This window comes from Polaromonas sp. (assembly GCF_029945925.1).
Taxonomy (GTDB): Bacteria; Pseudomonadota; Gammaproteobacteria; order Burkholderiales; family Burkholderiaceae_C; genus Polaromonas.
The window spans coordinates 1-13,682 of sequence record NZ_JAQSDN010000009.1 but is presented as its reverse complement, the minus strand read 5'-3'; the positions used below and the strand labels follow the sequence as shown (position 1 = coordinate 13,682).

The window sequence follows — 13,682 nt, the reverse complement described above, 5'->3', positions numbered from 1 at the left end:
GGAAAAGAAAGACTTTTGAGGCGCCCGTCAGGTCAAAGGTTCACCACCGATGAGGTGGTGAAGCTCCATTTGGGGCGTTCGATGTTGTTGGGCTGTTCGCGGCTGGCCCAGGCTTGCGGCGTCGGCAGCGGGGCGCCGACGCTCGCATCGGTGGAACGGAACTCGGCAGCCAGCATGCCGGTCGCGTGACCATGGCCGCAGTGGCTATGGCTACAGGAATCGGTGTGGCCGTGTTCCTGGGTCATACCGGATTGATCTGTGGCCTCTGCGCCGGTCAGTTGGGCCTCGACGGCGTGGGCGGCGATGTGGCCGAGTTCCCGCGCGGCGTCGGCTGCGGCGTGCGCATAGGCGCCGCCCGACAGCAGCGCCAGCCAGACAATCAGGAGTTGACAGATAAAACGCTTCACGGGCGTCATGCTAACAGCCGGCAAAGTCCCCGCGGCGCGTAAGGGATGATCCAAGTCCGGCGAACTGCTGTTCGTGCGTGCTGGTCTCAGCGCAATTCCTCTGCACGAGCTGGCCGACGCGCAAGCCTCGGGCCAGGCGGATCCGGCACCAATAAACGCCGCGTCTAGGACGTCTGGCGCACAGTCTCCTGGGGCACTACGTCCCGCTGGCCTTCCAGCGCTGCCAGCCGCTCGATGAGCACCTCGGCCTCGGAGTAGCCGCTGGTCAGCAGCTGGGCCTGGCCATCACGGGCCGCCAGCAGCGCGGGAAAGCCGCGTATGCCCCAGCGCTGCGCCTGCAAAAAATCGTCACGTGTCTGCTGGCGCATGTCTTCACTCTCGAAGTCGCGCAGAAAATCAATGTGGCCCCAGGCTTCCTTGGTGCGGCCATGCACCTCGTCCCAGATTTCAGCGAGCACCGCCGCCTTGGTGACGTCGCGTCCCTGCGCATAAAAGGCCTGCTGGATCGCGTGGTACATGTGCAGGGCCAGCGCCGGCGCGTGCTGGCGCACCGTGACGACCGCGCGGCAGGCCGGCTCGGTGTCGTAGATGAAATCCGCGCGTTCGAACAGCGCCTGTGAAAACGGCTGGCCGGAGCGCTGCGCCACGCCGGCCCAGGCGTTGCGCAGCTTGTCCTTCAGCGCGGCGTCCATCACCTGCGTGTTGTAGGCGCGCAGGCCGCCCAGCACCAGCTGCACCGGCACCTCGGGGAAACGTTCGAGCAACTGCCCCAGCGGCACGCCAAAGCCGTAACACCAGGAGCACATCGGGTCGCCGACGTAGATCAGGGAGAGTGCGGGGGTTGGCGTGGTCATGGCGTGTTCTTTCAGGCGGAGTTTGCGGTGGCGTCGGCCACGGGCCGGACATGCGCGGGTTCAAACGCCAGCGTCAGCAGCGCCAGCAGGCCGAAGGGCACGCCCACCCAGCCGAGTTGCGACAGGTGAAGGTGGTCCAGCATGGCGCCGCTGATGACGGCGCCCAGTGCCGTGCCAACATACAGCATGGAGCCGTTCAGGCTCAGCAGCAGCGGCGCCTGGGCCGGCGCCATGCCGGCCAGGCGGCTTTGCTGCGGCGCCATCACGCCGAAACCCGCGATGCCCCAGACGATGAGTGTGGCCATGGTGGCGTAGAGGTGGCCGCGCGTGAGCGGCAGCAAGGCCATGGTGGTCACCAGCACGGCCAGTTGCACGCGCATGGTGGGCAACGCGCCGAAGCGGTCGTTGGCCCAGCCGCCCGACAGTGTGCCGGCAACGCCGGCCAGGCCGAACACCGCCAGCGTGAGGGACAGCTGCGTCGAGCTCATGGTGTTGAGCGCCTGCAGCACCGGGCCGATGTAGGCAAACACGCTGAAAATTGCCACGAAATAAAGCAGCGTGCGCAGCCAGGTGCGCAGCACAGCGGGTTGCCGCGCGGCCGCGCCGAAGCCGGAAAAGTTGGCGCCGGCCGAGGCCATGTTGGCGGGCAGCAACCAGCTCGCCGCCATCAAAGCCGCCAGGCTGGTGCCTGCCGAGAGCCAGACCGGCACGCGCCAGCCGTATTCAAAGCCGAGCCAGGCACCGACCGGCACACCCACTGCGTGGCTGATGCTCATGCCCAGAAAGGTGATGGACAGGGCCCGGCCGCGCAGTGCCGGCGCCACCAGGCTGACGGCCAGCGCCGAAGCCGCGGCGCTGAACATGGCGCCTGCGCCCATCAGCACCCGGCCCAGCAGCAGCATGACGAGGTTGCCCGACAGCGCACACACCAGGCAGCCGGCGGCGAACAGGGCCAGTGCCAGCTGCACGGCACGTTTGCGCGGCCAGCGTGCGGTGGCAATGATCAGCACCGGCGCCAGCAGCGCGGTGGACACCGCATAGGCCGTCATGGCCTGCCCGGCCGCAGCCAGGCTGATGTGGAGCGACTCGCTCAGCGGCACCAGGATGCCGCCCAGCACAAAGGCGCCGCTGCCGATGACCAGGTTGCAGAGGGCGAAGAAATAAAGGACGGGCGGCATGGGAGGCAGGTGGGCACCCAGTACCCGGGCGTTTGACGTGCACAGGGCAGGTGCTGGAAATATTCAATAAAACAGGGCCTCAGCCCAATACAACCGTGCGCAGAATGCTATCAAAAACAGAGTGACTGCCGTCCGGCCATTTGCTGATTGTGCCCGGATGGCGCGAAACGCGCGCGGCGTCCGTCGCCGCCGGGCGCTGCTTCAGCGCGGCCACACACCGGCTGACGCGGCCACAGGATTCACCGACCCCAACCCCGCCCACAGTCGCGCGGGGCGAGCGGCCGTCAATCGAGCTTGGCCCCCGACGCCTTGACCGCCTGGGCCCAGCGCGGCATTTCCGCGGCGAGGAATTTGCCAAACTCGTCGCTGCCCATGAAGGCCGGGTCGGCGCCCTGCGTGATCATGCGGTTGCGGATCTCGGCGCTGGTCATGACCTGTTTGAACGCATCGCTCAGTTTTGCCGTGACGTCCGCCGGCAAGCCGGCAGGCGCCAGGAAGCCGTAGAAGCCGACCACTTCGAAATTCTTGATGCCGGACTCCATGACGGTCGGCACGTCAGGCAACGCGGGGTTGCGCGCCTTGCTGGTGACGGCCAGGGCCCGCACCTTGCCCTGCTTGTGGTACGCGGCAGCCTGCGGAATCGACTCGCCCATGAACTGCACCTGGCCCCCCATCAGGTCGGTGAAGGCCGGGGCGCTGCCGCGGTAGGGAATGTGCACCATGAACAGCCCGGTGGCGTTCTTGAACATCTCGGGCACCAGGTGGCTGATGCCGCCATTGCCGGCCGAGCCGTAGTTGATCTGGCCGGGCCGCGCGCGGGCGTAGTCGACAAATTCTTTCAGCGTAGTCACCGGCAGCTTGGGTTTGACCAGCAGGGCCAGCGGCTGCATGGCGGTGCGGGCGATCGGCGTGAAGTCGCGCAGCGTGTTGTAGGGCAGCCGCGTGTACAGCGCCGGGTTGATGACCATCACGCCGGTGTTGGCCAGCATCAGGGTGCAGCCGTCGGGCGGGGCCTTCATCACGTCCTGCGCCCCGACCGTGCCGCCCGCGCCCGACTTGTAGTCGATGATGACGGGCTGACCCAGCACGGCCTGCAGCCGCTCGGTCAGCAGGCGCGCATGCTGGTCCAGCGGTCCGCCGGCCGGGAAACCGATCACCACGCGGATGGGCTTGTCGGGAAAGGCGGCAAACGCCGGTGACGTTGTCAGGGTGGCGGCAGCCAGCAGGCAGGCGACCAGCCACGCCCGACGCGGCCGGGGCGCTACCAGCCAGCGGAAAGAATCGGAACAATGGGAGCACTGGGAAGAATGGGAAGAGACAGGAAAGAAGGGAAGACGTGACACGGTGTTTCCGTGTTGCTGTTGTGTTTTTCTGGCGGTCCCCTCGGGGAAAGGTCTCCAGCTTCATCATAGTCAGGCGCGGTCGCTGAGGCGACAGCTTTTTATACGGAGCTTCCCCGATGCGATGACGGCGCAGCCGGGGTAGGCTGGAGGCCCGCCTGAAGTGAAACTGGAGCCCCGACTTGTCCGATCACCCCACCGCTGCACCGGCAGCGACTCACCCAGCCCCTCCCCATGACCTGCATTACAAGGTCTGGCCCCGGCGCCTGCCGCACCGCATTTCGGCACCGGCCACCTCGCTGTGGCACAACCTGGCGGTCAGCGCGCTGCGTTACCCGAACAAGGCGGCACTGGTGTTTTTTGGACGTGTCTTCACCTATGCCGAGGTGCTGGACAAAGCCGAGCGCCTGGCGGCCACGCTGCATGAGATGGGCGTCAAAAAAGGCGACCGGGTGGTGCTGGACATGCAGAACTGCCCGCAATGGGTGATTGCCCACTTTGCCATCCTGCGGGCCGACGCCGTGGTGGTGCCGGTCAACCCGATGAACCGCGCGGAAGAGCTCAAACACTACATCATCGACCCGGACGCCCGGGTGGCCATCACCGCGGCGGATCTGGCGCCCGAGCTGGTCAAGGCCAATGTCCAGCTGCCGCCCGGGCAGCAGCTGCAACACCTGATCGTCACGCATTACAGCGATGCTTTTGATGTGCAGGCCGAAACGGCCGGGCTGCCGCCAGCCTGGCAGGAGTGGCTGGGCACGCAGCACCCGGCGCCCGCGGCCGGTGATTGCCGGGTCACGTCCTGGGCCGAGGCGCTGGTGCAGGGCGCGCAGGGCCGGCTGCCCGACCACACCGCGACGCCGCAGGACCTGGCGGTGCTGCCCTACACCAGCGGCACCACCGGCCTGCCCAAGGGCTGCATGCACACACACGCGAGCATCATGCACAACGCGGTGGCCAGCGGCCTGTGGGGCAACAGCACACCGGAAAACACGGTGTTGTCGGTGGTGCCCATGTTCCACATCACCGGCATGGTGTCGGTCATGCATGCCTCGATCTACGGCGGCGCGACGCTGGTCATCATGCCGCGCTGGGACCGCGAACTGGCGGGCCGGCTGATCTCCAGATGGCGCGTGACGCACTGGACCAACATCCCGACCATGGTGATCGACCTGCTGGCCAGCCCGAACTTTGCGGAGTTTGATCTGAGCAGCCTGGTCTACATCGGCGGCGGCGGCGCGGCCATGCCGCAGGCTGTGGCCCAGCGCCTGTGGGAGCAGTACGGCCTGCGTTTTGCCGAAGGTTACGGCCTGACCGAAACCGCCGCACCCTCGCACAGCAACCCGCCCGACGCCACCAAGCAGCAATGCCTGGGTGTGCCTTTTCTCAATGTCGATGCACGCGTGATCGACCCCTTGACGCTGGAGGAAATGCCGCTGGGCGAGCAGGGCGAAATCATCATGTGCGGGCCGCAGAATTTTTCGGGCTACTGGAAGCGGCCCGAGGCCACCGCCGCCGCGTTCATCGAGATCGACGGCAAGTCTTTCTTTCGTTCGGGCGACCTCGGGCGGGTCGACGAAGAGGGCTACTTCTTCATCACCGACCGGCTCAAACGCATGATCAACGCATCGGGCTTCAAGGTCTGGCCGGCCGAGGTGGAGGCGCTGATGTTCAGGCACCCGGCCATCCAGGAGGCCTGCATCATCTCCACGCGCGACGCCTACCGCGGCGAGACCGTCAAGGCCGTGGTGGTGCTGCGGCAAAGCCACAAGGGGCAGGTCAGCGAGGCGGACATCATCGACTGGTGCAAGGAGAACATGGCAGCCTACAAGTACCCGCGTGTTGTGCAGTTTGTCGATGCCCTGCCGAAAAGTGGCTCGGGCAAGGTGATGTGGCGGACCCTGCAGGAGGCGGAAGGCGCCACCGCCTGAGGTTGTTGAATAAAAAGTGCCTGTAGCCCTTGCCTGGCGGGCGCAGGCAGCTATTAAAAGAAGAGTGTTTTGGAGGCATCGGCCCGCGGCCGGCCACATCGGTTAAGGTTCGTCTCCCGGACTTCGAACAGGTGCGACGCTCCAGAGGCGTTGCTTGCGCTCATGGAAAAACCTTCACCGCCCATCTCTGACCCCTTGCTCGACAAGCCGCTGGCCGGCTGGCGGCTGCGCCTGTACACCATCATTTTTGAAGCGGACACCCGCGCCGGACGCCTGTTCGACCAGGCGCTGATTGCCGTCATCCTGCTCAGCATTGCCGTGGTGATGGCCGACAGCGTGCAGGCCGTGCGCCTGGTTTATGGCCACGCACTGACCTACGCGGAGTGGGTTTTCACGCTGCTGTTCACCGTCGAATACATCGCGCGCCTGCTGTGTGTGCGCCGGCCGCTGAGGTACGCGACCAGCTTTTTCGGCATCATTGATCTGCTGGCGGTGTTGCCGACCTACCTGGCGCTGTTTGTCCCCGAACTGCATGCCCTCATTGATGTGCGTGTGCTGCGGCTGCTGCGGGTATTCCGGGTGTTCAAGCTCGCGGCTTATGTCGCGGAATACCAGTTCCTGGTGAGTGCCCTCGCCGCCAGCGGGCGCAAGATCCTGGTGTTTCTGTCGGCCGTGCTGATGGTGGTGCTGGTCATGGGCACGATGATGTATGTGGTGGAGGGGCAGACCAACGGTTTCACCAGCATTCCGACCTCGGTTTACTGGGCCATCAGCACCGTCACCACCGTCGGTTTCGGTGATATCACGCCCAAGACCGACCTGGGTCGGCTGATCGCGTCCTTCATGATGCTGATGGGCTGGGGCATCCTGGCGGTGCCGACCGGCATCGTGACGGCGGAGATGGCAGCGCAGCGCCGCACGCATTCGGGCCAGGCGCCGACCACGCGCACCTGCCACGAATGCCTGACCGAAGGCCATGCCGCCGATGCGAATTTCTGCTTCAACTGCGGCGCCCGGCTGCCGCCTTACCAGCAGCAGGCCGGCAAGGCGTCGTGACGGGAGACGTTCTGGCCGCAATGTGGTGCATTCCAGCGCTACAACCCCGTTCGCCCGGAGCTTGTCGAAGGGTGGTCACAGTGCAAACAGGCTTCGACCCTTCGACAAGTTCAGGACAGGCCGAGCTCAGGGCGAACGGTCAAGCGAACAGCATTGGAACTAGCCGCCGGCCGTGAGCCGGATCGGCGTGATCTCGACCGACTCGCTGCCGGTGCTCATCCAGACCGTGCCGTCCTGGATCGTTACCTGCAGTTGTATGGTGCGGTTGGCCAGTTTGGCCAGCGCCTGGCTTTGCGCCGCCTCGATCTGCCAGACCACCAGGTTGGCCGCGCGCGTGAGCTTGCTTTCGATGGCCTTCCACCACACCGGCGTGCTGCTGGCAAAGCTGTAGACGGTGACACGTTCGGCGCGCCCGGCGGCGCGCATCAGGCGCTTGTCGTCGGGCTGGCCGACGTCGATCCAGTGCAGGATCTGGTCGGTGTAGTCCTTGTGCCACAGGGCCGCCTCGTCGACATCCCACAGGTCCTTGGCGAACTCCAGCTTGCCTTTGTTGTCGTCGGCTGTCACGTTCAGGGCAAAAGCCAGCAGGCGGATCATCATGCGTTCGTCGGCCTCGGACGGGTGGCGCGCGATCGTGACGTTGTGGTCGGCATAGACGCCGCGGTCCATGTCGGCAATGGCCAGTTGTGCTTTGTAGATGGTGGCTTTGAGTGCCATGGAGGTCTGCTGGTTGGGTGAGGGGCGGGCGGTAACCCCCTATTGGAACAGACCTTTGTGCGGCCGCGTGTCCGGGCGCCTCAGGCTGGCTATAGTTAGCGCATGATCCGATTGTCCGTTCTAGACCAGTCCGTCGCCGTCACCGGCCGCAGCGAAGACGCTTCCATCCGCGAAACGCTTGCGCTTGCGCAGCACTGTGAGGCGCTCGGTTACGACCGTTTCTGGGTCAGCGAGCACCACAGCCACCCGACGATTGTCGGCAGCGCGCCCGAGGTGCTGATGGCCGCCATCGCCGCCACCACGCAGCGCATCCGCATCGGCAGTGCCGGCGTGATGCTGCCGCATTATTCGGCGCTCAAGGTCGCCGAGCAGTTCCGCGTGCTGGAGGCGCTGGCCCCGGGTCGCATCGACCTCGGTGTCGGACGTGCGCCTGGCTCGGACGGGCGCACCGCCCAGCTGCTCAACCCGAACGCGCGTCACGCGGCCGATGACTTTCCCCGGCAGGTGCGTGAACTGCAGGCCTGGGTCAGCGGCGTCGACTTGCCCGAAGGCCACCCGGGCCGCGGCGTGACCGCCAACCCGACCGGGCCGGGCACCCCCACGCTGTGGATGCTGGGCAGCTCGAATTACGGCGCGCAGCTGGCGGCGCATTATGGCCTGCCTTATGCGTTTGCGTACTTCATCACCGACGGCCAGGGAGTCGAAGAGGCGCTGGCCATTTACCGCGAGCTGTACCGGCCCAGTGCGCAACATCCCGAACCGCAACCCGCGCTGTGTGTATGGGCGCTGGCCGCTGACACCGAGGCCGAAGCCTGGCAGCTTTTCGCCAGCCGCGAGCGCTGGAAAATCGACCGCAACCAGGGCGCGCTGGGGCCGCTGCAGTCACCGGCCGAAGTCGCGCAGCGGCCCTACAGCGCGGCCGAGCAGGGCGAGGCCGACCGGCTGCGGCGCACGGCGCTGGTCGGCAGTGCCGCGCAGGTGGCTGACAAGCTGCGTGCACTCTCCGACGCCCTGCAGGTCGAGGAACTGGTGGTTATCACCTGGACGCACGACCCGGTGGCGCGCCGCCGCTCTTATGAATTGCTGGCGGCCCAATTTCCCGCGGGCTGACATTACAGAAAAAAGACATGCACAGAACAACAGGAGACCTTTCATGACACGACCACTTTTCAGCAGCACCATTGCGGGCAGCCTGCCCAAACCCGCCTGGCTGTCGGAAACCCAAAAACTCTGGCCGCGGTGGAAGGCCGAAGGCGCCGAACTGGCCCAGGCCAAAGCTGACGCTACGCTGCTGTGGATCAAGGCGCAGGAGGACGCCGGCCTGGACGTGATTGGTGACGGTGAGCAGTCGCGCCAGCATTTTGTGCACGGTTTTCTCGAGCAGGTCGAAGGCATCGACTTCGAGCACAAGGTCAAGATGGGCATACGCAACAACCGCTACGACGCCATGGTGCCGCAGGTCGTGTCCGCGCTCAAACTCAAGGGGCGTGTGCATGCGGCCGAGGCGCAGTTGCTGCGCGCGCACACGACCAGAAAGATCAAGTTCACCTTGCCCGGCCCGATGACGATTGTCGATACCGTGGCCGACCAGTTTTACGGCGACCGCGTGAAGATGGCCATGGCGTTTGCCGAGTTGCTGAACCAGGAGGCGCTGGCGCTGCAGGCCGACGGCGTGGACATCATCCAGTTCGACGAACCGGCCTTCAACGTCTACATGAAAGACGCCGCCGACTGGGGCGTGAAGGCGCTCGAGCGTGCCGCGCAGGGCCTGACCTGCACGACGGCGGTTCACATCTGCTACGGCTACGGCATCAAGGCCAACACCGACTGGAAGGAAACGCTGGGCCAGGAATGGCGCCAGTACGAGGCCGTGTTTCCCGCGCTGGCCAAAAGCAGCATCCAGCAGGTCAGCCTCGAGTGTTACCACTCGCATGTGCCGCCGCACCTGATGGCCTTGCTCGAAGGCAAGGACGTGATGGTCGGTGTGATCGATGTGGCGAGCGACGAGATTGAAACCCCCGAGCAGGTGGCCGACACCATTGGCGAAGCCCTCAAGTACGTGCCGAAGAACCGCCTGCTGCCCTGCACCAACTGCGGCCTGGCGCCCATGGACCGCGAGGTGGCTTTGAAGAAGCTGCAGGCACTGGCCCAGGGTGCGGCGCTGGCGCGTGCGCGTTACGGCGCGTGAGGCGGGCAGCCATGACCGAACTGGCTTTTGCAACGCCGGCCGAAGTCGGCCTGTGCCCTGACCACCTGCAGCGCCTGCTGGCCGTGCTGCAGGCCGACATTGACCGTGGGCGACTGCCCGGGGCGGTGGCGCTGGTGGCGCGCCGCGGCAAGATCGCCCTGTTCGAAAGCCTGGGCCAACAGGACCCGGCCGCAGGCAGCGCGATGGCCCGCGATTCGATTTTTCGCATCTACTCCATGACCAAACCCGTGGTGTCGGTGGCGGTGATGATGCTTGTGGAGCAGGGCAGGCTGCTGCTCAGTGATCCGGTGGCCAGGCACCTGCCGGAATTTGCCAACCAGAAGGTCGCCGTGGAGCGGGAGGGCAGGGTCGAACTGGAAGACCTGCATCGGCCTGCCACCGTGCAGGACCTGCTGCGCCACACGGCCGGCCTGACCTATGAATTTTTGGGGACTGCCGACGTGCAGCGCCAGTACGGCAAGCTGCAGATGGGCTCGCGCGAGCGCAGCAACGCGGAGTTTTCCAGCGTGCTGGCCGGTTTGCCCCTGATGTACCAGCCCGGCAGCGTCTGGGAATACAGCCGCGCGACGGACGTGCTGGGCCGGCTGGTCGAAATGCTCAGCGGCCAGACCCTGGGCGAGTACCTGCGCCGCGACATCTTCATTCCCCTGGGCATGCACGACACCGGGTTTTCGGTGGAGCCGGCCGATCACCCGCGTATTGCCGAGCCCTTTGCACACGACCCGGACGGCGGCGTGCCGATGCGCGTGCTGGAGCCGCGCCGCGTGGCGGCCATGGAAAGCGGCGGTGGCGGGCTGTTGTCCACGGCCATGGACTACGCGCGGTTTCTGCAGTTCATGCGCAACCGGGGTGAACTCGATGGCGTGCGCCTGCTGGGTTCGCGCACGGTGGACTTCATGACCGCCGACCACCTGGGCGCCATCCCCGTCACCGGGGACGTCTTGCCGCCCGGTTATGGCTTCGGCCTCGGCTTTGCCGTGCGCAGCGCCACCGGCATTGCGTCCGTGCCCGGCTCAAAGGGGCTGTACTACTGGGGCGGCATCGCAGGCACCACGTTTTTTGTGGACCCGGCCGAAGACTTGTATGCCGTGCTGATGATCCAGGCGCCCAACCAGCGCGACCACTACCGGCCGCTGTTTCGCAGCCTGGTGTACGCTGCCCTGCTGGACTAGAAAGCAGTTTTTTTCTTCGGAGACATACCATGAGCCACGACACCGGCCACAGCCATTCCCACGGGCACCCCCACGCGCCCGAAGGCACCGACTGGAAACACGACGGTGTGCGCGTGATCCCCGGGGGCCAGCTGGACGGCAATGTGCCGTCCACGCCCGGCATGGATCGCAAGGCGGCGATCAATTTCGCCCGCGTCGGTGCGCAAAAACTCTGGGCCGGGACCGTCACCATCCATGCCAACGCCAAGACCGGCGCACACCACCACGGCCATCTGGAAAGTGTGATTTATGTCGTCAGGGGCCGTGCCCGCATGCGCTGGGGCGAACACCTTGAGTTCACCGCCGAGGCCGGCCCGGGAGACTTCATCTATGTGCCGCCCTATGTGCCGCACCAGGAAATCAACGCGAGTCCCACCGAGCTGCTCGAGTGTGTGCTCTGCCGCAGCGACGGCGAAGCGGTGGCCATCAACCTCGATATCGCGCCGGCCGAAAAGCCCGAGCAGGTGTTGTGGATTGATCCGACCCACCCGCACGGCGGCGTGTAAAGCACGCGTCAAGCCGCGGTGAGCGGCGGGTGAAGCTGTTCACAAGTGAGCAATAACGCACACTTTCAAACAGGTCGCGGTGACGTTCCCTTACGAATGTCACGTCGTCCTACATCTGCGTTGACTTGAGTTGGTTACAACTGGGGCACAACCAAGGAGTACCCAACATGGATACAAACAACCAGACACCAGCCGCCCCCGGCAGCCAGCCCGCCTTCTCGCAACGCATGCAGCACAGCAAATCGCTGATCGCGATTGTGGCCGTGCTCGGGGTCACCGTGATGGCGCTTGCCGCCGCACTGGTGGTCAACCGCTCCGATGCGCAGCCGGGCGGCACCGAGGCCCTGGCCCCCACAACACAGTCCAGCACCGCCGCCAAGCTGGCCAGCAACAGCACGCCCAGCACCCCCGCCACGCTTGCCAGCAACAGCACGACCAGCACAACCGCTACCAGGCCGGCGCCGGCCAAACCGGTGGTCCAGCCCCGGCCTGTAGTCGTGGCCCAGGCACCGGCACCGATTCCGGCACCCAGGCCCGTGGTCTGCGCCGACTGCGGCACGGTGGAAGCCGTGACTGCCGTGCAGCGCCAGGGCGAGGTCAACGGCGTGGCCGTGGGCAACACCACGGTGGGCCTGGGCACGGTGGCCGGTGGCGTCATCGGCGGCCTGCTGGGCAACCAGGTCGGCGGCGGCAGCGGCAAGACCGCCATGACGGTGCTGGGCGCCGCCGGCGGCGCGTTTGCCGGCAACCAGGTCGAGAAAAACATGAAGAAGGTCACCGTCTACCAGGTGCGCGTGCGCATGAACGACGGTTCGGTCCGCACCGTGGAAGTGTCCAGCTCGATTCCCGTCGGCTCCCGCGTGATTGTTGAAGGCAACAACCTGCGCATGGCCTGATGGGTCGCCGCTGCGGCGGCGCAATCCCGCACAAAACCACGTCAAAGCGTGATGGTCACCCATCACGCTTTTCTTTTTGCCTTTGCCTTTGCCTTTGCCTTTTGCCGGCCGGTCTTGCGGTCACTGCAGAGTGTGCGAAGATTGTTGGCAGGCAACCCCCTTTTTTTCTTTTCCCTCCGCCCACGGCGGACCCCGGCAACCCATGAAAGAAGCGATATGAAGGCCATCTGGAACGGCGCAGTGATTGCGCAAAGCGACGACACCGTGGTGCTCGAAGGCAACCACTACTTTCCCGAAAGTTCGCTCAACCGCGACTACATCACGTTCAGCAACCACCACACCATGTGCGCGTGGAAAGGACAGGCCAGCTACTACTCGCTGCTGGTCAATGGCGAGATGAACACCGACGCCGCCTGGTATTACCCCGACCCGAAACCCGAGGCCGACAACATCAAGGGCCATGTGGCTTTCTGGAAGGGTGTGAAGATCGAACCCTGATGTCCCGGCCCGAGTGAGTTTTTATGAAGGAAGCCTGATCATGTTCAAACACATCCTGCTGCCGGTTGACGGCTCGTCCACTTCGATGATGGCGGTCGACAAGGCCTGCGGGCTGGCCCAAGCCTTCAAAAGCACGGTGACGGTGATCTACGTGATCGATCCCTACGCCTTCAGCGGGGTCGGCACCGATTTCGCCTATGGCCAGGCGCAATACCTCGGGGCGGCCACGGCGGAAGCCAGCGAAGCCCTCAAGGGCGCCACGGAGGTGCTGGAAGCGGCAGGTGTGACGGTCAAGGCCTCCATCATCGAAGGCCACGCGATTTACCGCGGCATTCTGGAGACCGCCAGTGCTGTCGGTGCCGACCTGATCGTGCTGGGTTCGCACGGGCGCCGCGGACTGGAAAAGCTCGTGCTCGGCAGCGTCGCTGCTCAGGTGCTGTCACATGCCCACCTGCCGATTCTGGTGGTGCGGGATTGAGTTCTTCACTCGGGCGCTTGCCTGATCCATCCGGTTTCTACATCAAATCGGCCTGTAGCCCTTGTCCAGTGTGCGCAGACAGCTATTGAGTTTATAGCAACCCATCTTTCAGGCTGTCATCCTGGACTTGATCCGGGATCCATGTGGGCGTTCCTCCGACTCCGTTCTGGCTAAACCTGTCGAAGCCGTCGTTGCGTCCACCGTTCGGGGTTCGCCAGCAAGCCGGGTCTCGCCCCGGCGGGCGAGGCACTTTTCTTTGCGTCGCCAAAGAAAAGTACCCAAAAGAAAGGCGACCCGATGGTCTGGGTCCCCTGCGCTTCGCTTCGGGGCGACCTGTGGTGCTCGGCAAAAGCGGGGTCTCGCTCGAACTCGCCTTCGGCTCAAACAATCGCGAGCCCTGA

General features: G+C 65.3%; 14 protein-coding genes. 9 read left to right on the top strand and 5 right to left on the bottom strand.

The features are described from left to right. Nucleotides 1-32 precede the first annotated feature (32 nt). From PSV40_RS02665 to PSV40_RS02650, 4 genes are all read right to left on the bottom strand, one after another. Entirely contained in the window at nucleotides 33-407 is a 375-nt protein-coding gene (locus tag PSV40_RS02665; protein WP_300533826.1) for a hypothetical protein, read from the bottom strand. A gap of 164 nt (nucleotides 408-571) precedes the next feature. Then, nucleotides 572-1,261 (bottom strand): DsbA family protein, encoded by a 690-nt coding sequence (locus PSV40_RS02660; protein ID WP_300533823.1) that lies wholly within the window; start codon nucleotides 1,259-1,261, stop codon nucleotides 572-574. A gap of 11 nt (nucleotides 1,262-1,272) precedes the next feature. Continuing rightward, the gene (locus tag PSV40_RS02655) at nucleotides 1,273-2,439 is read right to left on the bottom strand and encodes an MFS transporter (protein WP_300533820.1); all 1,167 of its coding nucleotides are present in this window, start codon (nucleotides 2,437-2,439) and stop codon (nucleotides 1,273-1,275) included. A 284-nt stretch (nucleotides 2,440-2,723) separates the two neighbouring features. Next, nucleotides 2,724-3,677: a tripartite tricarboxylate transporter substrate binding protein gene (locus tag PSV40_RS02650; protein WP_300533972.1), complete on the bottom strand. Its 954-nt coding sequence runs from the start codon at nucleotides 3,675-3,677 to the stop codon at nucleotides 2,724-2,726. A 341-nt stretch (nucleotides 3,678-4,018) separates the two neighbouring features. On the opposite strand from PSV40_RS02650, the gene PSV40_RS02645 reads away from it, so the two are divergent. Both PSV40_RS02645 and PSV40_RS02640 read left to right on the top strand, forming a co-directional pair. Beyond that, the gene (locus PSV40_RS02645) at nucleotides 4,019-5,710 is read left to right on the top strand and encodes a long-chain fatty acid--CoA ligase (RefSeq protein WP_300533969.1); all 1,692 of its coding nucleotides are present in this window, start codon (nucleotides 4,019-4,021) and stop codon (nucleotides 5,708-5,710) included. Nucleotides 5,711-5,872: 162 nt separating this feature from the next. Then, a complete protein-coding gene (locus tag PSV40_RS02640) occupies nucleotides 5,873-6,766 on the top strand; it encodes an ion transporter (protein WP_300533817.1) in 894 nt (297 codons plus the stop codon). A 159-nt stretch (nucleotides 6,767-6,925) separates the two neighbouring features. On the opposite strand, the gene PSV40_RS02635 is transcribed toward PSV40_RS02640, so the two are convergent. Beyond that, nucleotides 6,926-7,483, bottom strand: a complete 558-nt coding sequence (locus tag PSV40_RS02635) for a YaeQ family protein (protein WP_300533814.1) — start codon at nucleotides 7,481-7,483, stop codon at nucleotides 6,926-6,928. A gap of 105 nt (nucleotides 7,484-7,588) precedes the next feature. On the opposite strand from PSV40_RS02635, the gene PSV40_RS02630 reads away from it, so the two are divergent. The 7 genes from PSV40_RS02630 (at nucleotide 7,589) to PSV40_RS02600 (ending at nucleotide 13,281) form a co-directional block, all read left to right on the top strand. Beyond that, the gene (locus tag PSV40_RS02630) at nucleotides 7,589-8,593 is read left to right on the top strand and encodes an LLM class flavin-dependent oxidoreductase (RefSeq protein ID WP_300533966.1); all 1,005 of its coding nucleotides are present in this window, start codon (nucleotides 7,589-7,591) and stop codon (nucleotides 8,591-8,593) included. A gap of 43 nt (nucleotides 8,594-8,636) precedes the next feature. Further along, nucleotides 8,637-9,671 (top strand): methionine synthase, encoded by a 1,035-nt coding sequence (locus PSV40_RS02625; protein WP_300533812.1) that lies wholly within the window; start codon nucleotides 8,637-8,639, stop codon nucleotides 9,669-9,671. Nucleotides 9,672-9,682: 11 nt separating this feature from the next. Then, entirely contained in the window at nucleotides 9,683-10,864 is a 1,182-nt protein-coding gene (locus tag PSV40_RS02620; protein ID WP_300533809.1) for a serine hydrolase domain-containing protein, read from the top strand. A 29-nt stretch (nucleotides 10,865-10,893) separates the two neighbouring features. Continuing rightward, nucleotides 10,894-11,409 (top strand): cupin domain-containing protein, encoded by a 516-nt coding sequence (locus tag PSV40_RS02615; protein ID WP_300533806.1) that lies wholly within the window; start codon nucleotides 10,894-10,896, stop codon nucleotides 11,407-11,409. Between the two features lie 167 nt (nucleotides 11,410-11,576). Then, on the top strand, nucleotides 11,577-12,305 hold the full coding sequence (locus PSV40_RS02610; protein WP_300533804.1) for a glycine zipper 2TM domain-containing protein: 729 nt from the start codon (nucleotides 11,577-11,579) through the stop codon (nucleotides 12,303-12,305). 216 nt (nucleotides 12,306-12,521) lie between these two features. Further along, nucleotides 12,522-12,803, top strand: coding sequence for a DUF427 domain-containing protein (locus PSV40_RS02605; protein ID WP_293593505.1), 282 nt, complete (start codon nucleotides 12,522-12,524; stop codon nucleotides 12,801-12,803). 40 nt (nucleotides 12,804-12,843) lie between these two features. Beyond that, nucleotides 12,844-13,281 carry a universal stress protein gene (locus PSV40_RS02600; protein WP_300533801.1) on the top strand — a complete coding sequence of 146 codons (438 nt, stop codon included), beginning with the start codon at nucleotides 12,844-12,846 and terminating at the stop codon, nucleotides 13,279-13,281. Nucleotides 13,282-13,682: the final 401 nt, after the last annotated feature.